Below are 20,387 nucleotides of genomic sequence, written 5' to 3'. Positions count from 1 at the left end.
TCGGCTTTTTTAGTTTTAAGGGAAATACCTAGGCTCATCACCCTCTTGCCAAGGCGGAAGCTTAATCATGACTTTCTCAAAAGCTTCGTCTTCAATAATTTGTTTCAGCCAAGATCTGACATTTAGATATTGAGACTGGTCAAACCATGCATTATCAACACCACGGAATTGGCGTATAAAAGGAAAAACAAGCACATCAGCCATGCTCATCTCGTCACCCAGTAAAAACGCTTGTTTGCTTAGTTTGCTTTCTAGCCTGCGTAAAAACCTTTCAGCTTGAGAACGATAATATGCTTGAGAATAAGCTGGATGACGATCTGCATATTTATACTTATCTAGCCAAACCTTAAACCTGTGGTCAGTCTGAAATAACCAAGCAGCGATCTCATTTTCTTGTTGCTCAGAATAGATGTTAGCATTTTGCTTCTTGCTCATCGCCCAACGAATAATATCCATACTTTCAGGATAGTGAGTGCCTTGTTCGCAAATCATCTGAGGGACACTTGAACGGCCACCTAACGCAAGTAATGCTTCTGGCTTGTTTCTTAAAACCACTTCTCTAATTTCAACTTTAATATTAAGAAGTGACAAGGTGTAACGGGCTCTAATCGCGTAAGGACAGCGCCTAAAAGAATATAAAATAGGAAACACAGAACATCTCTAGATAAAAACTGATTAAGACGTGATTAAAGCAAAAAAGCAGGCATAAAAAAACCGCTCTTAATTAAGAGCGGTTTTTTAAAAGATCAAACAGATTAAACGACTGAAACGTTTTCTGCTTGTGGACCTTTTTGACCTTGAGTAACTTCAAAAGTTACTTTTTGGCCTTCTTGTAGTGTACGACGACCAGTACCATTGATAGCACGGAAGTGAACAAAAACATCTGGACCGCCTTCGCGCTCGATGAAACCAAATCCTTTTTCGTCGTTAAACCATTTAACGATACCGGAAACTAATTGACCTGACATACAAACCTCATCTTTTCTATCTACTGCATATATACAGTTTAGTTTTATCATTGAAAGCGTTAGAACTTTCAACATTATCCATAATGGTCAAGTTATTTATCAGAAGGTGGTCCAAATCAAAATACTTAACTATATCGATAATATGACGATCAAAAAAAAATAGGAAGGCGCAAAAAATAAACTTAGTTAAATTATGTAAAACAAATTAAATTAAATGTAACTTTATGAAACAGACCTCATAAATTATAAACAAGTTCAAGATAACATTAGCAATTCTTATTTTTACTAATAAACATTTAATAAAAAACTATTATTTTTCAAAATATAAAGTTTATGCGTTTTAATAACTTAGGATTATCTTAATAAGCACAAGATTAAATAGGCAGAAAAAATTATAAATTTTAACTTAAGTGTAATAAAGGTTAAGTATTGAGCTTGATTCAAATTGAGCTAAATGTTTTTTTATTTTTTTTGCGCTTTTCTCTTTCCGTATTGTGAATAATTTGGCTTTTATTCTTACTCAACCTGGCTTAACCATAAAAAGTGAGCCTCTTAGGCTCATTGTGCTAGTATCATTGCTAACTCATTTTACGGTCGATCTCTTCCATTTTACCCATGCACTTTATTCTTCTTACTCACTCTCGCGAATTAAGCAAGCAAACAGCAACAGGCCCTCTCGTTAAGCAAGCACTTGAAAATCAGTGTGATATCATTGAATGGTCACGCACGATTCCAGATAGCCGTTTAACAACAGAATTAGATACTTCAAAAACACTACTAATATACCCAGATACCCATTCCCCTGAACTTGTCATAAAAGACACTAAAGCACTGATTGAATTTGATACATTTATCATTTTGGATGGCACTTGGCAGGAGGCAAAAAAGATGTATAACCGCAGCCCTTATTTACACTCTTTAGCTCACTATCAATTAGAGGTTAATTACCTTTCTAGCTATCAGCTTAGGCGAAATCAAAAAAGCATTGGGTTATGTACGGCTGAAGTCGCAATTGAGCTACTTAAGCAAAAGTCAGAATTAGCTCAGGCAAGCAAATTAGAAGACTTATATAATAAGTTTAATTCGGGAATAAAAGTGGAAGAAAAAACTAACTAGTATTTTTTGCTCACTCTATAGAAGATTTGGTAATAATATTTTAAGTTATTATTACCAAATACTAAAAATGACCAATTTTACATAAAAGAATAGCGTATCTTTCTATATTTAAGTTATCTACTTGAAAGTCATGTGTTCTAAACCAAACGCCTTCATTTAATAGATTATTGTTATAACTTAAATCACCCTCAAGCATCAGAAACTCTATAGAATTGGTTTCTTTACTATTCTCATTTAAACGTGATAAATCAGATATTTGCGTCAACTTAATCCAATAAACACTTTCTTCTTCATGTTCATGTAAAAGATGAAAACCAGCGTCTTCATTTACAAATACGCTGGTATCAATAAATACCTGCTCTGTGTCATTCACTTTAAACTGATGTAATTTAACGAAGAGTTCACAGCCGTTTTTACTATGGGGCGCATGAGATGTCCCAGGAGGGTTTCTAAAATAGGCACCGGCATGATAATCCCCAGATTCATCCGAAAAGGTTCCTTTGATTACAAAAATCTCCTCTCCACCTGGATGGGGGTGTGTACGGAAAAAAGAGCCCGCTTCATATTTAACGATACTGGTTGCATGCCCCCTTTCAGCCTCTTCTCTTGCTAATGGTTTACGCCAAACTCCAGCCATTGGACTTGCTTGCCAATCTAACGCTTTACTATCGATAAGAACTTCTTTTAGAAAGTCCATATTTAACATGACAAGGCCTCCAAAATTGCTTCAGCTCCCCTTTTCTAATTCGTTCAAATAAGCAAGGGATAAGCCATACAATCGTTATAATTTTATTCTTATTCTTGGCTTTATGACTTAAATCAACAAAGCGATTAAATGCAAACAACTCATCAAGAAGATAAGGTAGAGTTATACCTGCTCTAAAAACCATCAGCTAATAAGGTCGATTAATCTAGTTAAATTATCGAATATCAAACCGAATCAGCGCCCAACTTAAACCATTGACTAGTTTTCTACGAGTGAAGAATGACGCTACTTCCCCCTTCTCAAATTCCTTTAAAGCAAACCTTTGCAGTACTCTTTGTGGTTATCAGCACCATGTCTTGCATTATGGGTTACCTAATTATTAGAGAAGGCAATATTAGTGAAGAGCAAAGAACAAAATTAGTTGATCAATTCATCACCCAGCAAGAGCAAAAAATACATTCTGATGGTTTAAAAATTGTTGAAAATTTAAACAACTTCAGTTTGCAAACAATACCCTATCTTAAGGCAGAATCAAAACTTCAAGTAGATACTGCACATGCCATCGCAAACTCTCTTCATCAAAACCTTAAGCCTCTATTAGCCGAGAATGAAATTAAGCTTGCCATTAGAGAAGCGCTAAGAGACATTCGCTTCTTTTCAGGTAGAGGTTATCTTTTTATCGATGAGATGGATGGCACCTCTATTTTGCTGCCAACCTTTCCTTCTCTAGAAGGAAAGTCCCTTTATAATCTAGTTGATGATAAGGGCGTGATTCACATAAAAAACATTGTTAAAGCAGCCCAAAACGAAAGTAAGCAGGGCTACTATCAATATCGTTGGTACGCTCCCAACAACAAACAAGAGATGCAGGATAAAATCAGCTTTATGCGCCAGTTTGAGCCTTACAACTGGATAATAGGCACAGGTGATTATATCCAACAAGTTGAGAAAGACTTCCAGCAAAAAGCAATCAATCAACTCTCTTCATTAGAAATTCAGAAAAACAGCTTTTTTATTATTTTCGACAAAGATGGGAAGTTTATTTACCAAGCTCAAGGCATTTCAGAAAAGTTTGCTGAGAAGTTACAAGAAGCGAGCTCTGCAAAACGCTTTATTACTCAAATAGAAAACAGAGCAAAAGCCAATTCAGCCAACAATGAATTGAAGATAACTAAGGGCAACAATACCTTCTCCTTTACTAGCAATATCAATAAGTGGGGCTGGACGATAGTCGGCGGCTACAACAACGAAAATATTCTCTTTGCTGCTGAATCCCAGCTAGATATGCTAAAAGAAAGCCAGCAAGAGAGTATGCAAAGTCTCTTATTTGAATTTTCACTGCTCACGAGTCTCTCTCTGATAATTGCTTTGGGAGTTGCCTTTTGGCTGAGAAATGCTTTCGTAAACTACCATAACCATAGCCAAAAGCAGCATGAACTCTTATTAAAAAACAAGTCTGAATTAGAGCTTGCTGCACGGGTGTTTGACAGCACTTCTGAAGGCATAATGATTACGAATGAGTTTAATCAAATCATTACCAGTAACTCATCTTTTTGTCGCATAACAGGCTATGAAAAAGAAGAAATTATAGGGCTCACACCAAATACTTTTGCTTCAGGACTCACAGACCCTGAAATTTACAGTGATATGTGGCACTCAATCACCACGAAAGGTTTATGGCAAGGCGAAGTCATTAATCAGCATAAAAAAGGTCACCTGTTTCCTGAATGGCTTTCTATCAATGTTTATAAAGACCAATCAGGAAAAACCATTAATTATATAGGTAGCATAGTGGATATCAGCAAGCGCAAGCAGGCAGAGAATACACTACAACACCTTGCAGATTATGACTCTTTAACAGACCTACCTAATAGGCGCTTCTTCAAAGAGCAAATTGACCACATCATTGATGTTGATAAAAAAAGAAAGCCAACTGAGCCGATTAATAAGTTTGCTCTACTCTTTTTGGATCTTGATTACTTTAAGTTTATCAATGATAGCCTTGGTCACAGTGCAGGAGATAAAGTACTTAAAATTATCGCTGAAAGGTTACTTGAGCATAAGGATGAAAATACAATCGTCAGTCGATTGGGTGGGGATGAATTTGTTATAGTATTGCAAGATATCTCTTCTGAACAAGCCGTGAGACACTTCTGCAAAGAGTTAATGTTAAGCATTGAAAAGCCTATGGATGTACTGGGTCGTTCTCTTATTGTTACCCCTAGTATTGGTGCGACGCTTTACCCCAAAGATGGAAACCGTACCAATATTTTACTTAAAAATGCCGATGCAGCCCTCTATCGCGCAAAAGAGCAAGGCCGTAATAATGTGCAATTCTTTACCACAAACTTAAATAGAGATGCACTTAAAAGACTATCGTTAGAAAATGATTTACGCCGTGCTTTAAAGAAAAAGCAATTTGAGATTTACTACCAACCACAAGTCGATTTAAACAACAAACAGGTAATTGGCTGTGAAGCTCTAATCCGCTGGCATCACCCGACTAAAGGCTTTGTATCTCCTATTGATTTCATCCCATTGGCGGAAGAAACTGGCATGATCAATGAAATAGGTGAATGGGTACTTTTTGAAGCCTGTAAACAAGCGGCTAGATGGAGCGAGGAATATAATCGTCCTATCGATATGGCGATCAACTTATCGGCTAGGCAGTTTAACGATAAGCTAGTTGCGACTGTTGTGAAGGCATTAAAACAAAGCCAGCTACCTAGCCACAGCTTAACCCTAGAGATAACTGAAAGCATATTAGTTCAAGATCCTGAGCAAGTCATAGGTACTCTGTCTCAATTACGCCAGCTAGGTATCAAGATTGCACTTGATGACTTTGGCACAGGTTTCTCGAGCCTATCTTATTTAAAACGCTTCCCTCTAGATAAGCTTAAAATTGACCGAGCATTTGTTAAAGATCTACCGAATGATAGTGACGATAGCGCAATCATTGCGTCAGTCTTAGCTGTTGCTGAGCACTTTAACCTGACAACCATTGCTGAAGGGATTGAAAATACAGACCAAGAAAGCCTACTGGAAGAACTTAATTGCTCACAAGGACAGGGGTTTTATTATGATAAACCTCTTACCGCTCACGCCATGGCACAAAGATTCAAGCATGGACAACACGGTAAGCCTAACTTAATTAACAGCTATGAGATGGTTTAAGTAGATTGAAGTATAAGCCCTGATCTGGGCTTATACTTTGATAAGATGGACAATTAAAAGTGAGTTTAATGTTAGACTTTTATTCTCGGTTAGAGGCCTCATTTCTGACAGCCTCCCCTAACTTAAAAGACGTATTCTCTTTAGCAAGATTAGCGATATAAAAGAGAAGGAAGAAAAAGGGATATACTAGAAAAAAACGTAATAAGAGCAAGACGTATCATGTCTACTGTCCAAAAAGGTGTAATTCCACGGAAGATTGTACCTGTTGGCACCCCTTTGAGTACTGCACTTAAGACAAACACGTTCATCCCAACTGGCGGCGTGATTAAACTTATTTCTGTCACCACCACAACGACTATGCCAAACCATACTAAATCAAAGCCCATGCTTTGCACTAACGGGTAAAATATTGGCACTGTTAACAGCAGCATAGACAAGCTTTCAAATACCATTCCAAGCACAATGTAGATAGCCAGAATAGCTAGAATAACCATCATAGGTGACGCATCTATCGAACTTACAAAACTTAAAAGATCCGCAGGTAAACCCGCCCTATTAATAAAATCAGAAAAGATCAAAGCACCAATTAATACTGAAAAAAGCATTGCCGAAGTTCTTAGTGTATCGCTCAAGCACAAGAACAAATCACCAAGGTTTAAGCTACGACGACTTAGAGCAATAATAAATGCGCCACCAGCACCTATCCCAGCGGCTTCCGAGGGAGTGAAAACTCCTAAATATATTCCTCCCATAACAAGAGCAAAGAGCATTAAGACTCCAGCGACACCTTTTAGCGTTGCCAATCTTTGAGCCCAAGGTAAACACTCACCTTGAGGGCCTGCGTCTGGGTTACGCCATACGGTATACCTAACAGCTAAAAGGTATAAGCCAATACCCAAAAGTCCGGGAATAAATCCGGCGGCAAATAACTCTCGAATACTGGTTTCTGTTAATAAGCCATACACCACCAAAATCACACTTGGTGGAATTAAGATTCCTAAAGTTGAACCAGCAGCAATAGATGCCGTCGCTAAAGAGTCCGAATAAGCATACTTTCTCATAGGTGGCATAGCGACTTTCGCCATGGTCGCAGATGTCGCTAAACTCGAACCACATATAGCAGAGAAACCGCCGCAAGCGACAACTGTCGCCATAGAAAGGCCACCTTTTTTATGCCCTAAAAATGCATTTGATGCCTGATAGAGGTCTAATGATAAACCAGACTTAGTCACAAAATTCCCCATTAGAATGAAAAGAGGAATCACAGATAAACTGTAATCTTGAACTGTATCTATGACGCGGTTAGAAGCCAGAGATAGCACACTTGTCCAACGAAAATTTAATACATTATCAAAACTCAGTCCCTGCAAAAAAGCGAAACCGAAGAACCCCACCAACCCCATCGCAAAAGCAATAGGAATACGCATTACCAAGATAAACACCAATAAAATGGCAAAGCCCATTAATGCCACAGTCATAACTGGCTCCTTATTTTGAAATTGGTTGAGAAATAATAAAAAGACGGCGAATGCCAAATAGGATCAATACAGCCGCCGTTAAATAGCTCATAGTGGCAATGTATTCGATAATACGACCCACTGGGAGAGCAAGGTACTCAGTTACTTCCTCGCGACGAAGAGCTCTCCCAGCCTGTACTAACATACGCTCAGCAAGGGCGTAAAAAGCAAACGATATAAGAAGGTATGACACCAATGTAAAGGCTCTAATTAGCTTGCTTCCTAGCACGCGATCCAAGATATCCACCACCACATGCCCACCTTTTAAAGTAATAACCGGCATTTCTGCAAAAATCATAATTGCAATTGCAAGTTCCGTTAATTCGGTAGCACCATTGATCGAGTTATTAAAAAAATAACGCCCAATTACATCAGCACAGGTAAGTATCATTAACGCAAATAGAGTGACTCCTGCAAAACATTCCAAAGTAAAGGATAGCCATTTGGCTATCCCTGTCTCATCATAATGGGCAGCTAACCAAGCATTAAGCTTCATCTTATCCCCCTAATTGGTTGAGTAACTTTGAGCCATGCTTCTTAGTTCCTTTAATGCTCCTATTGCATCAACATCCTTTTTTGCAACACTGTTCAACCAGACTTGTGAAACACCTTCCGCTAGATCATTAAAGGCAAGATTTAATTCATCTTCTTTTTGCACAAAATAAATTTCCACTCCTTTCTCTTGAGCACTAGCAATACCTGCTGTATCACTGTCATCCCAAGCTTTACCAGCTAATAACGAAAGTCGTTCTCCTGATACGGAACGAATCGCATCTTGGTCTTCTTCGCTTAAATATTCCATAAACTCAGGGTTCATAATCATAGAAAAGCTACCTAGGTACATGCCGTTTGGAAAAATGGTTAAATGCTTACTCACCTCAGAAAGACGCAGTACTTTTTGTTCTACAGAAGGTAAAAAAGCACCATCAACAACACCTTGTTGCATCATTTCATAAACTTTAGGCGCAGGAGCCCCAACAGGTGTGACTTCAAGACGCTCAGCTAATACGCTTTGAACACCACCTCCAATTCTAATTTTTTTACCTGTCAGGCTTTCAATAGAGTCAACTTTAAAAGAAGAATGTATTTGTCCAGGCCCATGGGTAAAGAGTGCCATTAGTTCTAACCCTTCAAATTCATTCGCTCCTAGAAAATATTTGTTATACACGTTCCAAAGGGCATAAGAAGCCATTTCTGCATTCCCCTCTAAACCTGGTTGTTCTACTATTTGAGGTAATTTAAAGCGTCCTGGTACATAGCCATGATAGCCATAGCTTGCATCGACAACCCCATCTTCAACTAAGTTAAACATAGTTTTAGGGTGACCCATTCCATACTCTATTTTTACGCTAACTCGACCTTCTGTAGCCTCTTCGATCCACTTTCCCCATGTTGGAATAACGACTTTATTCATTGGGTTTGTTGGAGGTAGCCAGCTTGCAACTCTAAGAACTGTGTCAGCAAACAAATGACTTGAGGTTAATAGTAAGAGCGAGATAAGACCGATACGAATATTTGATATTATTGTTTTCATTAGATTCTCCGACTTAATTAAATAGCATTTCCTAAACATAAAGCTCGATTTGGATAATGGGTTTGATTGATACTTTCACTTCGACATACTATGTGGGTTACTTAAAGAGTGAGTGGATATTGTTTTTGTTAAATTTTAGGACTGGATCCAACTCAGTCATTTCAAATGAGATCTGGCAATAATCCTCTTTAGTAATAGGCTCCATCCAATCACAAAAAATTTTAAAGACTTGTTCTGCAACTTCTTTTTTAAGCGCCATATCTCGGCCTGGCCCTATCTTTAAATTAAGATTGATAAAGGCAAACTCTTCTCTTCCATCTGCCACTCTATAGTCTTGGCAACGAATTGCGCGACTGCGAATGCCTCCTAAAGGAAAAGCTTGAGTCGAAACCAGATACTTATGTAATGATTCAAATAATGTTTGAAATGCCAATTTTTCATGTAAATTTGATGAATACTCAAGGATAAAATGAGGCATAAGACTTCCTTTGATAACAGCATCTATAACTTAAAATGGGCATCAATAATTTATTCATGCCCAACTCTGATAACTTTTGTGTTACACACCCCATTTAGGGATATGGTGATCACCCATACTGATGCAGACATTTTTAAGCTCTGAGAAAACTTCAAAACTATACGTTCCCCCTTCACGACCTGTGCCAGAGGACTTAATACCACCAAATGGTTGACGTAAATCTCGAACATTTTGACTATTTACAAACAACATACCTGCTTCAATTTGACGACCGATACGATGTACTCTTCCGTTATCACTGGTCCAAAGGTAAGAAGCAAGCCCATATTCGTTATCATTAGCCATAGCCAATACATCTGCCTCATCCTTAAAAGGAATCAAAACAGCAACAGGGCCAAAGATCTCTTCTTGGGCAATACGCATACTATTTTTGACATCTTTGAAAACCGTCGGTCTTAAGAAGTTACCTTGGCTTAATGAACCTGAGAATTCAGTGATTCCACCAGCAATTAAACTCGCTCCTTCCTCTACTCCAAGCTTTATATAACTGGTTACCTTTTCCCAGTGCTGTTTAGAGATTAAAGAACCAACCTGGGTCTGCATATCAAGAGGGTCGCCAACTTTAATGTTATTAGCTCGCTCAGCGAATTCAGCCGCAAACTTTTCATAAATACTTTCTTGTACAAATATACGCGAACCCGCAGTACAACGTTCACCGTTTATAGAGAAGATACCAAATACAGCAGCATCCATAGCTCTGTCATAATCACAATCATCAAAAATCATCACTGGAGACTTACCACCCAACTCCATAGAGAACTTCTTAAGACCGGCATTCGCTATAATGTGCTCACCTGTCTTAGTCCCCCCTGTAAAAGAGATAACATCAACATCTTTATTTTGGATTAAAGCATTACCTGTTGTGGCTCCCATACCATGAACAATATTAAAAACCCCAGCAGGTATGCCAGCTTCTAAGGCTAAATGTCCTAGGAAGTCCGTCGTCATCGGAGATAACTCTGATTGCTTCATGACAGCCGTATTACCAAGCGCCAAACAAGGTGCAGTTTTCCACGTACCTGTCATGAAAGGCACATTCCAAGGAGAAATAAGTGCGCAAACGCCTACTGCTTGGTGCAAGGTATAGTTCAACATTTGATCATCCATAGGGTAGGTATGGCCATTCATTTGTTTTGCCATTTCAGCAAAAAAATAAAAGTTATTAGCCGCCCTAGGAACCAAGGCATTATGAGTTTGATAAAGTGGCAAACCTGTGTCATTGGTTTCCATTAAGGCCAGCTCAGTAACATTATCAGCAATTAAATCTCCTAGGCGGGTAATGATTTTTGAACGTTTAGCAACTGGCATACCCGCCCATGCAGGAAAAGCATCTTTTGCAGCTTGAACTGCTTCAGCCACTTGTTGATCTGATGCATGTGCGACTTCAGCCAGCACATCCCCATTAGCAGGATTAGTTGTTTCAAACGTTTGTTTAGATTCAACCCATTTACCATTGATTAAGTTTTTTATCATTTCGAGCCACTCCAAAAATTTAAATGTAAAAAATAAAATAACTATTTACTTAATATATTAACTAATCTAATTTAGCTACATACACCTTGTCAATAAACAGTTAGTAAATATATTAACTAATAATTTTGAAATTGATTTCTCTGACACTATCAATTATTTTTAATTCAATGATCAAACTAGATAGAATAAAAATTAGATAGGGCTTCAGTGGATTACTGGCCTGTGAAATATCTTTGTTATAAGGTGGTATGGAGGCTGAATTTTAGACTTTATTCATGATAAGAAAGATAATACTATGAAAACAAGAATTTATGACACTTTACCCGCAGTAATTATGCACATAGGACAAGTTGATTTCTATGCACATGTCGTCAAAGCATTAAGATCTATCCAACCTTTAACGGGTGTTAATGTGATTCGCTACTCAGAAAAAGAGCATCCTAGTTTTATTCATAGTGAAAAAAGCAATCATATTCAGCAACTTGATAAAATCTACTCAAATAGCGCCTATTTAGAAGACCCTGTTTACAATGCGATTCAAGGGCATGTTGAGACAGGGATATATAGCCTAGATAGGTTAGCCCCTGAAAACTTTAAGAATACTAGCTATTACACTGATTTTTATAAAAAAACTGGTTGGAAAAACGAAACTTCTTTGATCGTAAATCATGAATCTGGCAATGTCATTAGCATCAGTTTTACCCCAGGTGATGATAAAGAAATTCTTGAGCAAGAACTCAAACAAAGCTTTTTCAATTCACTTAATGCCGCAATCTACCAGCACCTTAACTCTCAACAATTAACGTTAGAGCCAAACTCACATAACTTTGAGGCTGCTATCCCTGTTTGTAACCCTCTATATGAAGAGCATGCTCTTACTAAGCGTGAAGCCGAAATTGTCACTCTTATTCTTGATGGTAACCCTTCACCTACCATTGCCGAAAAATGCTTTGTATCTGAAGGCACAGTAAAAAACCACAGAAAAAGCATTTACCGTAAGCTTGGCGTAAAGTCTCAATGTGAGCTCTTCCACCTCTTTTTGAACAACAGCCACTAGCAAAGATTAGTAACACTTCTTTTCTAATAAAATTTAGATAAAAGTGAAAATTTGAAAATCACAAACAAATACTTAACATATTAAATACTTGACAAACCGATCGTTAAGTACAAATATATTTAATATATTAACTAAAATGCGAGTTTATATTTTATGTTTCATTATCGAGTATTAAGTAACGAGGGTGCGAATACTATTTCAAGCCAATCTCCACTAGAAGCAAGTCAATATCATTTGTTACCAGCGGCTAAAGGCACAGTTTTAGGGGTGGCTTTGAACGATAAAGGCCTGAGAGAGAGTATGGAAACGGCTTTTAATGAAAAGCCGCATGTTACACCTCCAAATACCCCCGTCTTACATATCAAAACAGATAATACTCATATTGGCTTTGGGCAAAACATTCCTGCCCCAAGTTCAGGAGAAACAATTTATGCTGGGCCCTCACTTGGTATCGTTATTGGTAAGGTTTGTACTCGTGTGAGCGAAGAGCAAGCAGAGGATTTTATTCAAGGCTATACACTAGTAAATGAAGTTAGCCTAGAAGAAGCCTCCTTTTACCGTCCGGCAGTAAAAGCAAAATGTCGCGATGGTTTTTGCCCTATTGGTCCAGCTATTGTTGATAAAGCCCAAGTATCTGATGCAAATAAGCTAAATATTGATACTTATGTTAATGGCCAGTTAAAGCATCAAACTAACACAGATCAGCTGCACTATAACGTCGCTCAAATTATCAGCTACATCAGCAGCTTCATTAGCTTACAACCAGGTGACTTAGTTATTGCAGGCACACCTCTTCGCACTGAGCAACTTGCCTTGGCAGTTAATGATGAGGTCATGATAGAGATAGAAGGTATTGGACAGTTGAGCAATAAAGTCGTTTTTGAAGGGGTGCAAATCTAATGAAACATGGTCGTATTTTATTAAATAATGAAATCACTCAGGTTCAGGTAAACAATGATTATCAAGCTGTTCTGCCTGATGGAAACCTGATCGAAGAAGGCGATGCTCATTGGCTTCCACCTTGTGATGGCAAGATCTTTGTTCTCGGCCTTAACTATGCCGATCACGCAAGTGAACTTGCTTTCAGCGCTCCAACTGAACCATTAGTTTTTTTAAAGGGCCCGAATACCTTAATCGGCCACAACCAAGAAACAGTTCGTCCTGCAAATGTTGATTACATGCATTATGAATGTGAGCTTGTCGCCGTCATAGGTAAAACAGCAAAAAATGTCAGTCAAGCCGACGCTATGGAGTACATAGGAGGTTATACCTTAGGCAATGACTATGCGATCCGAGATTACCTTGAGAACTATTATCGCCCAAATTTAAGAGTAAAAAGTCGAGATACTTGTACTCCTGTTGGCCCTTTCATTCTTGACGCTAAGGCAATAAGTGACCCGCATAATTTAGCGCTTAAAACCTATATCAATGGCGAACTAAAACAATCAGGTAGTACTAAAGATATGATTTTTAACATCCCTTACCTTGTTGAATACCTAAGTGGCATCATGACCTTATCCGCCGGCGATATGATTTTTACAGGTACTCCTGAAGGCCTTGCCGATGTTAAACCTGGTGACGAAGTCATAGTGGAAGTTGAAGGCGTTGGCCAATTGCGTAACACCATTATCAGTGAAGAAGACTATTTAAATAAGCAGGCAAAATAGGAAAAAGGTATGTTATCAAAAGACATTATTCATGATTGTGCCGAGCAGTTACATCAAGCTGAAATATCGCGAAAACAAGTCCACCAGCTTTCTTTACAATATCCGGAAATTTGTATTGAAGATGCCTATGCAATTCAAAAGGTTTGGGTAGATAAAAAAATTGAAGAAGGCCGTAAAGTGATTGGCCATAAAATTGGCCTAACCTCCCGTGCAATGCAAATGTCATCCCAAATAGATGAGCCAGATTATGGCACCTTACTCGATGATATGTTGTTTCAAGATGGTGGAGAAATTCCTACCGAGAGGTTTATCGTACCAAGAATCGAAGTTGAACTTGCTTTTATTCTTGATAAGCCGCTAAGCGGTCCTAATTGCACCTTATTTGATGTTTATAACGCAACAAGTTATGTCATACCTGCTCTTGAGCTAATTGATGCTCGTAGCCAATCGATCGATCCTAGCTCAGGTCGACCTCGTAAAGTATTCGATACTATTTCTGATAACGCTGCTAATGCCGGTATTATTTTAGGCGGCCGCCCAATTAAAGTGGATGAGCTAGATCTTAGATGGGTCAGTGCCATTATGTCGAAAAATGGAGTAATTGAAGAAACGGGTGTGGCCGCTGGGGTTTTAAACCACCCTGCAAATGGGGTTGCATGGTTGGCAAATAAATTACACCCCCATGGCATTAGCCTTGAAGCCGGCCAAATTATACTCGGCGGCTCTTTTACTCGCCCTGTGGCAGCCAAGAAGGGCGACACGTTTAGTGTTGACTATGGACCACTTGGCAATATCTCTTGTCATTTTGTTTAGGAGATTAAAATGAGTGCTCCAACAAATCATTTCAAAAAGGCGTTACTACAAGAGCAAGCTTTGATTGGTCTTTGGCTAGGGTTAGCAAATAGCTATAGCGCTGAATTAATTGCTAGTGCTGGGTTTGATTGGTTATTGATAGATGGTGAACATGCCCCGAATGACCAACAAGAAATGCTCTCTCAATTACAAGCCATAGCGGCTTATAACACTAGCCCTATCATTCGACCCGTTTGGCCTGATGCTGTTCGTATTAAGCAAATTTTGGATTTAGGGGCACAAACTATTTTGGCACCTATGATAGAAACGGCAGAGCAAGCCATCGATGTAGTCAAAGCAAGTCGTTACCCACCTGCAGGGATTCGTGGTGTTGGTAGTGCTTTAGCACGCGCCTCTCAATTTAACCGGACGCCTAATTACCTTCAAACAGCAAATGAAGAAATTTGTGTTCTGATTCAAATCGAAACCCTTAAAGGTGTTGATAGTTTATCAGACATCTTAGCGGTAGAAGGTGTTGACGGGGTTTTTATTGGCCCGGCGGATTTAAGTGCAGCCATGGGGCATATTGGTAATCCAACTCACCCTGATGTACAAAAAGTAATAGAAGAGTCAATCTGCTTAATCAAAAATGCGGGTAAAGCTGCTGGTATTTTAATGGCAGACAAGACCTTGGCCAAAAAGTATATCGAGTTAGGAGCCAAGTTTGTTGCGGTAGGCAGTGATACTGGTTTATTGATGAAATCAAGCGGAAATTTAGTTACCAGCTTTAAACAAACCGTTAAAACATCAGCCACAGATACACCTGTGAGCATATACTAAAGATTGGAACTAGCCTTGTTGCCCATGACACCATGGGCTTTTTTTAAAAGTGGTTAATATGACTAATGATGATTGGATTCCCAATATTGATATAGGTAATGACTACGATAAAAAGTACCTCAACGCCAATATCCATTTAGATAAACTTACCCATTTGGCTGACCACTTTGGTCGAGATATGCCTATCCATTTGCATGCTCAATATCTACAAATTCATGTTATTAATGAAGGTGAAACACACTTTCATTTAGAAGAGAAGGTTTATCATGTATCAGGCCGAGCTTGTTTCTTAACGCCTGCATCAACCCCTCATGCTATTTTAACAGATGACAATGCCCAAGGTTCAGTCATCACAATCCATAACTCGTTAGTTTGGAATCTAATACAAGATTGTCAGATCAAGGAAGGTTACCGAGATGGCATTCCTGCTATGTGCATTGAAGAAAGCCAGATTCCACATGAACAGCAAGCTCACTGGTCCGCTTTTCTAGCAACATTGCAGCTAATACAAGATGAGTGGGGTCAAAGTTCTGATGATAAGGCCTTAGCGCTAGAAACCTTGGTTAGGTTACTTTTAATCCACTTAAAACGCATTTCAGCGACCAAGGCAAAAACCTCTACATCAAATTTTGAAGAGATAAGAATATTTCGCAACTTTTGTAATTTAATCGAGCAAAACTACACTCAACATGCCCCACTTAATCAATACTGTGAGGCCTTAAACATCAGTGAAAGTAGGCTTAATAATATTTGTCACAGAGTTTCGAGTACGCCTCCCAAAAAGCTAATTAATCATAGATTAATAAAAGAAAGTGAGCGCCTACTTACTCACACTAACAAGAGCATGAGCCAAATCTGCTATCACCTAGGATTCCAAGACCCTTCATACTTTTCACGATTTTTCAGAAAGTATCGAGGAATCAATCCAAAATTATTCCGCTATAACTTAAATCAAAGTAGCTAAGGAAGTCATTGCTTAGATTATTTTTAGCGACTCAAAAGAAACAAAGATAAGGGCTTTTTCATAACCCGTACTGAGGTCATAAAAAACCCTATTTCAAACATTTTTGTACCAGTTTTAATGATTGACTTTGCAATTGAAGACACATAAATTATTAACATGTTAACTATTTTAAAACCTATTCGAGAATCAATTTTTTAGGAGCCAGTTTATGGGCGAACTTAGTATTGCAGCCAAAATTACACATGTCCCTACCATGCTAATGTCAGAGCAACCGGGAAGATTAAAAGGCTGTCGTCAAGCAGCTATAGATGGCCATAAAGAAATCGTTCGTCGTGCTCGTGAAGCAGGCGTAGACACAGTTGTTGTACTCGATACCCATTGGCTGGTTAATGCTGGTTTTCATATAAACAGTAATGAACACTTTGAAGGTGTTTATACCAGTCATGAGTTCCCTCATTTTATCCAAAATATGGGTTATCAATATAAAGGAAATGGTGCACTAGGCGATGCTATCGCAGAAAAAGCGACGGCTAAAGGGGTCTTTACTCTTTCCCATAAAGTTGAAACGTTAACCCTAGAGTATGGCACTTTAGTCCCTATGCACTTCATGAATAAAGAAGCGGATCTCAAAATAGTTTCAGTTGCGGCTTGGGGTACAGTCCATAGTATTGAAGACTCTCGCCAGCTAGGAGAAGCAATTCGTGAAGCGATCGAAGAGTCAGACAGCAAAGTCATGTTACTCGCATCAGGTTCACTCTCCCACCGTATTTGGGATAACGATAAATACGAAGCAAATAACGGTACCTTTACCATTTCTAAAGAATTTAACCGACAAGTAGATTTAAGGGCTGTTGAACTACTGGAAAAAGGGGATATCAGCACCTTTTTAGCCATGCTACCTGATTATGCAAACCTATGTAGTGGTGAAGGCGGAATGCATGATACAGCCATGCTATTTGGCGCACTTGGTTGGGACGAATACCAAGGAAAAGGTGAAGTAATCACTCCCTACTTCCCAAGCTCAGGAACAGGCCAAATTAATATGGTTTTTCCTGTATTGCCTCTAGATTAAGTAGTACCAACAAAACTATGACGGCAATTATCCATCATCAAGAGTTAAGTTATCAGACGGCCATGTCCTTGGCCGTCCTTGTGGCTGACTACGCTGAGCAAGAGCACTTGGCTATCTGCATCAGCATTTTGTGTCCAAAGGGAAAGGTTTTAGCAAGCCTAAATATGAATAAGGCTCCTCTTCATAGTGCAAAAATAGCATTAGATAAAGCCTATACTAGCGCTAGCTTTGGATTAGCAAGTCATAGCTGGAAACAAAAGCTTGTGACTCAAAAAGATACCTTAAATGCCCTCTCTTTACAGCCTAACTTCACTACTTTGGGAGGAGGTTTTCCCTTGATATATCAAGGTGAAGTCATTGCTGCAATTGGTGTCTCAGGCGCCAGTGAAAAAGAGGACATGCAATGTGCGCAAATAGCGATAAATGGTCTTAGCAGTCTGCTTGAAGCAAGGTTATAAAGCACACCTATGACACTATCCCCCCGTTACCTTATTATCTTGTTAGCTAGCCTAGTTGCCTTTGGCCCCTTGTCTATTGATATGTATCTGCCTAGCCTGCCTTTGATTGCAACTAGCTTAAACGCGATAGAATCTGATGTACAAAAAAGCATTACGGTATTCTTATTCGGCTTGTTTCTAGGCATGCTTTTATACGGCCCACTATCGGATAAATATGGCCGTAAACCTCCTTTATTAATTGGTATTGGCCTTTATTTTCTGGCAAGTTTTGGCTGCGCTATGGCTCAAGACATTGATCAGTTACTCATTTGGCGATTTATTCAAGCACTAGGAGGTGGTGCAGCCTCTGTGCTCGCTCGAGCAATCGTAAGAGATATTTTTGCGGCCAAGGATACCGCTAGAATCTTGTCTCTAATGCATCTAGTGACTATGGTTGCGACACTTATAGCCCCTTTATTAGGGGGATACCTTATTCTCTTTTTAGGTTGGCGCATTATTTTTATCTTACTCATGCTGCTTGCTTGCATCTGTTTTTTCTTTGTTCAAACAAAAATTCAGGAATCCCGACCAGAAACACTTAATACACCAAGCGTAAAAAGCGCTTTTAACAGCTATTTCCTGATTTTAAAACAACCAACAGCCTTGTGTTTAATACTCTGCAATGCTTTTTCATTCAGTGGTATGTTTGCTTATATAACAGGCTCTTCATTTGTATATATTCAATATTATAGTACGTCAGCCCAAACCTACGCTTGGTTATTCAGCTTGAATATTGCAGGAATATTTATCATGACATTAGCGAATGCCAAACGGTTAAAGCACGATACCTCAAAAGCCCTACTATCTTATGCAAGCCATTTAAGTGGCTTAAGTGGTGTCGCTATTATTGTTAGTTATTGGCTCTTTGATCAATTAACTACAATGGTACTTTTTACCTTTTTGTATATCAGTGTTACTGGCGTCATTGCAGCGAACTCAACCGCCAATTTGCTCAACCTTTTTGCCAAACAAGCAGGTGCAGCTGCAGGTTTAGCCGTCGCGATACAGTTTGGATTAGGTGCTATTGCTAGCTTTTTTGTTGGCTTTTTCTTTGATGCTAGCCCTAAAGCCATGGTTTTAATTATGTCACTGTGCGGTTTATCTGGCCTCTTCTTTCTAAAACTCAGCCAACAGAACCACAGTACATAAATTCGTAGCTAAACAGAAAAGTACCCGTTTTCCTCAGAAAACTACATTCAAACCCAACACCTTTTTTTTAATAATTGAACCAAGACTTCAGTAAGTGAAGTCATTCAATAACAATAAAAGGTGCCCTATGCAGACTCAAAACCCTCTATTAGATGACCTAAAAGGTATTCTTCCTCTTATCGCTAAAAACGCTTGCGACGCTGAAACCTTGCGCCGTGTACCAGATGAAAATATCCGACTATTAAAAAGTGTTGGTTTACATAAAGCATTTCTGCCTAAGGTGTACGGCGGCTTTGAAGTGTCATTACCTGAATTTACCGAGTGTATTTCAGCGCTAGCAGGCGCTTGTTGTAGTACTGCATGGGCCTTCAGTTTACTTTGTACTCATAACCACCAAATGGCAATGTTCTCAAAACAGTTACAAGAAGATGTATGGGGAGACGACCCAGATGCCACTGCCTGCAGTAGCATCGCACCTTTTGGTAAAACTCAAGAAACTGAAGGCGGTATTATCTTTAATGGCGACATGCGTTGGAGCAGTGGCTGTGACCATGCTGAATGGGCGATTGTTGGCTTTTTAAGAGATAACAAAGAAGGCGCTAAGGACTATTGTTTTGCAGTCATCCCTGCTTGTGACTATCAAATTGATGATGATTGGCATGCGATGGCCATGAAAGGCAGTGGTACAAAAACCTTACAAATAAAAAATGCCTTTGTGCCTGAACATCGTATCGAGAAAGCCAAAGATATGATGGAAGGACGCTCATCAGGTTTCAATTTATACCCAGAATCTGAAATATATTTTGCCCCATATCGCCCTTATTTTGCATCTGGCTTTGCAGCAATGAGCTTAGGTGTTGCTGAACGTATGGTAGAGGTTTTTCGAGATGTTACGAAAACTCGTGTAAGAGCTTATACAGGTGCAAAAGTGGGCGCTGCTACTCCAGCTTTAATGCGTTTAGCTGAATCTCATCATCAAGTCAGTGCCGCTAAAGCTTTTATGCAAGCAACATGGCAGGAGCATAAACAACACGCGTTAGAGCATAAATATCCAAGTACAGAAACCCTAACACATTGGCGAACAAACCAAGCTTATGCCGTCAAAATGTGTATTCAAGCAGTAGATCGTTTATTTGAAGCCATTGGCGGTAATAACTGGTTTGAAGATAAAGAAGCTCAAAGACTATTCAGAGATTGTCATATGACAGGAGCACATGCTTATACAGATTATGATGTTTGCGCTCAGATTTTAGGTCGAGAGTTGATGGGGCTAGAACCCGATCCAGCATTACTTTAAGCCACATTATATTCAAGATTAAAAGT

At 39.0% G+C, this 20,387-nt stretch carries 20 protein-coding genes; 12 read left to right on the top strand and 8 right to left on the bottom strand.

Annotated elements, in window-relative coordinates:
- Positions 1–15: 15 nt before the first annotated feature.
- Both TW85_RS01180 and TW85_RS01175 read right to left on the bottom strand, forming a co-directional pair.
- Positions 16–651, bottom strand: a complete 636-nt coding sequence (locus TW85_RS01180; protein WP_046015244.1) for a glutathione S-transferase — start codon at positions 649–651, stop codon at positions 16–18.
- 104 nt (positions 652–755) lie between these two features.
- Positions 756–968 (bottom strand): cold shock domain-containing protein, encoded by a 213-nt coding sequence (locus TW85_RS01175; RefSeq protein WP_046015243.1) that lies wholly within the window; start codon positions 966–968, stop codon positions 756–758.
- Positions 969–1,583: 615 nt separating this feature from the next.
- Here TW85_RS01175 and TW85_RS01170 point away from each other — a divergent pair.
- Entirely contained in the window at positions 1,584–2,084 is a 501-nt protein-coding gene (locus TW85_RS01170) for a tRNA-uridine aminocarboxypropyltransferase (RefSeq protein WP_052701769.1), read from the top strand.
- A gap of 61 nt (positions 2,085–2,145) precedes the next feature.
- On the opposite strand, the gene TW85_RS01165 is transcribed toward TW85_RS01170, so the two are convergent.
- Positions 2,146–2,790 (bottom strand): cupin domain-containing protein, encoded by a 645-nt coding sequence (locus TW85_RS01165; protein ID WP_046015241.1) that lies wholly within the window; start codon positions 2,788–2,790, stop codon positions 2,146–2,148.
- A 279-nt stretch (positions 2,791–3,069) separates the two neighbouring features.
- On the opposite strand from TW85_RS01165, the gene TW85_RS25275 reads away from it, so the two are divergent.
- Entirely contained in the window at positions 3,070–5,964 is a 2,895-nt protein-coding gene (locus TW85_RS25275; RefSeq protein ID WP_052701767.1) for an EAL domain-containing protein, read from the top strand.
- Positions 5,965–6,113: 149 nt separating this feature from the next.
- Here the strand turns inward: TW85_RS25275 and TW85_RS01155 are convergent, their stop codons facing one another.
- The 5 genes from TW85_RS01155 to hpaE all read right to left on the bottom strand — a co-directional run bounded on the left by TW85_RS01155 (position 6,114) and on the right by hpaE (position 11,026).
- Complete coding sequence (locus TW85_RS01155; RefSeq protein WP_046015240.1) at positions 6,114–7,442, bottom strand: TRAP transporter large permease; 1,329 nt, start codon at positions 7,440–7,442, stop codon at positions 6,114–6,116.
- Positions 7,443–7,452: 10 nt separating this feature from the next.
- Positions 7,453–7,977: a TRAP transporter small permease gene (locus TW85_RS01150; RefSeq protein ID WP_046015239.1), complete on the bottom strand. Its 525-nt coding sequence runs from the start codon at positions 7,975–7,977 to the stop codon at positions 7,453–7,455.
- 9 nt (positions 7,978–7,986) lie between these two features.
- Positions 7,987–9,015 (bottom strand): TRAP transporter substrate-binding protein, encoded by a 1,029-nt coding sequence (locus TW85_RS01145; protein WP_046015238.1) that lies wholly within the window; start codon positions 9,013–9,015, stop codon positions 7,987–7,989.
- A gap of 97 nt (positions 9,016–9,112) precedes the next feature.
- Positions 9,113–9,493: a 5-carboxymethyl-2-hydroxymuconate Delta-isomerase gene (locus tag TW85_RS01140; RefSeq protein ID WP_046015237.1), complete on the bottom strand. Its 381-nt coding sequence runs from the start codon at positions 9,491–9,493 to the stop codon at positions 9,113–9,115.
- 81 nt (positions 9,494–9,574) lie between these two features.
- The gene (gene hpaE / locus TW85_RS01135; protein WP_046015236.1) at positions 9,575–11,026 is read right to left on the bottom strand and encodes a 5-carboxymethyl-2-hydroxymuconate semialdehyde dehydrogenase; all 1,452 of its coding nucleotides are present in this window, start codon (positions 11,024–11,026) and stop codon (positions 9,575–9,577) included.
- Positions 11,027–11,321: 295 nt separating this feature from the next.
- On the opposite strand from hpaE, the gene TW85_RS25270 reads away from it, so the two are divergent.
- The 10 genes from TW85_RS25270 to TW85_RS01085 all read left to right on the top strand — a co-directional run bounded on the left by TW85_RS25270 (position 11,322) and on the right by TW85_RS01085 (position 20,361).
- Complete coding sequence (locus TW85_RS25270) at positions 11,322–12,083, top strand: helix-turn-helix transcriptional regulator (RefSeq protein ID WP_052701764.1); 762 nt, start codon at positions 11,322–11,324, stop codon at positions 12,081–12,083.
- Between the two features lie 153 nt (positions 12,084–12,236).
- Positions 12,237–12,983 (top strand): fumarylacetoacetate hydrolase family protein, encoded by a 747-nt coding sequence (locus TW85_RS01125; RefSeq protein ID WP_052701762.1) that lies wholly within the window; start codon positions 12,237–12,239, stop codon positions 12,981–12,983.
- Entirely contained in the window at positions 12,983–13,750 is a 768-nt protein-coding gene (locus tag TW85_RS01120) for a fumarylacetoacetate hydrolase family protein (RefSeq protein WP_046015235.1), read from the top strand. Before TW85_RS01125 ends, TW85_RS01120 begins: the two co-directional genes overlap by 1 nt.
- Positions 13,751–13,759: 9 nt before the next feature.
- Positions 13,760–14,563, top strand: a complete 804-nt coding sequence (gene hpaH, locus TW85_RS01115; protein ID WP_046015234.1) for a 2-oxo-hept-4-ene-1,7-dioate hydratase — start codon at positions 13,760–13,762, stop codon at positions 14,561–14,563.
- A gap of 9 nt (positions 14,564–14,572) precedes the next feature.
- Positions 14,573–15,382 (top strand): 4-hydroxy-2-oxoheptanedioate aldolase, encoded by an 810-nt coding sequence (gene hpaI, locus TW85_RS01110; RefSeq protein ID WP_046015233.1) that lies wholly within the window; start codon positions 14,573–14,575, stop codon positions 15,380–15,382.
- A gap of 58 nt (positions 15,383–15,440) precedes the next feature.
- Positions 15,441–16,346 carry a 4-hydroxyphenylacetate catabolism regulatory protein HpaA gene (gene hpaA, locus TW85_RS01105; protein ID WP_046015232.1) on the top strand — a complete coding sequence of 302 codons (906 nt, stop codon included), beginning with the start codon at positions 15,441–15,443 and terminating at the stop codon, positions 16,344–16,346.
- A gap of 208 nt (positions 16,347–16,554) precedes the next feature.
- Positions 16,555–17,418, top strand: coding sequence for a 3,4-dihydroxyphenylacetate 2,3-dioxygenase (hpaD, locus tag TW85_RS01100; RefSeq protein ID WP_046015231.1), 864 nt, complete (start codon positions 16,555–16,557; stop codon positions 17,416–17,418).
- A 17-nt stretch (positions 17,419–17,435) separates the two neighbouring features.
- Positions 17,436–17,876: a heme-binding protein gene (locus TW85_RS01095; protein WP_052701760.1), complete on the top strand. Its 441-nt coding sequence runs from the start codon at positions 17,436–17,438 to the stop codon at positions 17,874–17,876.
- Positions 17,877–17,885: 9 nt separating this feature from the next.
- A complete protein-coding gene (locus TW85_RS01090; protein WP_046015230.1) occupies positions 17,886–19,064 on the top strand; it encodes a Bcr/CflA family multidrug efflux MFS transporter in 1,179 nt (392 codons plus the stop codon).
- Between the two features lie 127 nt (positions 19,065–19,191).
- Positions 19,192–20,361, top strand: coding sequence for a p-hydroxyphenylacetate 3-hydroxylase oxygenase component (locus tag TW85_RS01085; RefSeq protein WP_046015229.1), 1,170 nt, complete (start codon positions 19,192–19,194; stop codon positions 20,359–20,361).
- The last annotated feature ends 26 nt before the right edge of the window (positions 20,362–20,387 follow it).

Source organism: Marinomonas sp. S3726 (assembly GCF_000967665.1).
Classification (GTDB): Bacteria; Pseudomonadota; Gammaproteobacteria; order Pseudomonadales; family Marinomonadaceae; genus Marinomonas.
This window is presented reverse-complemented; position numbering and strand designations above follow the sequence as displayed.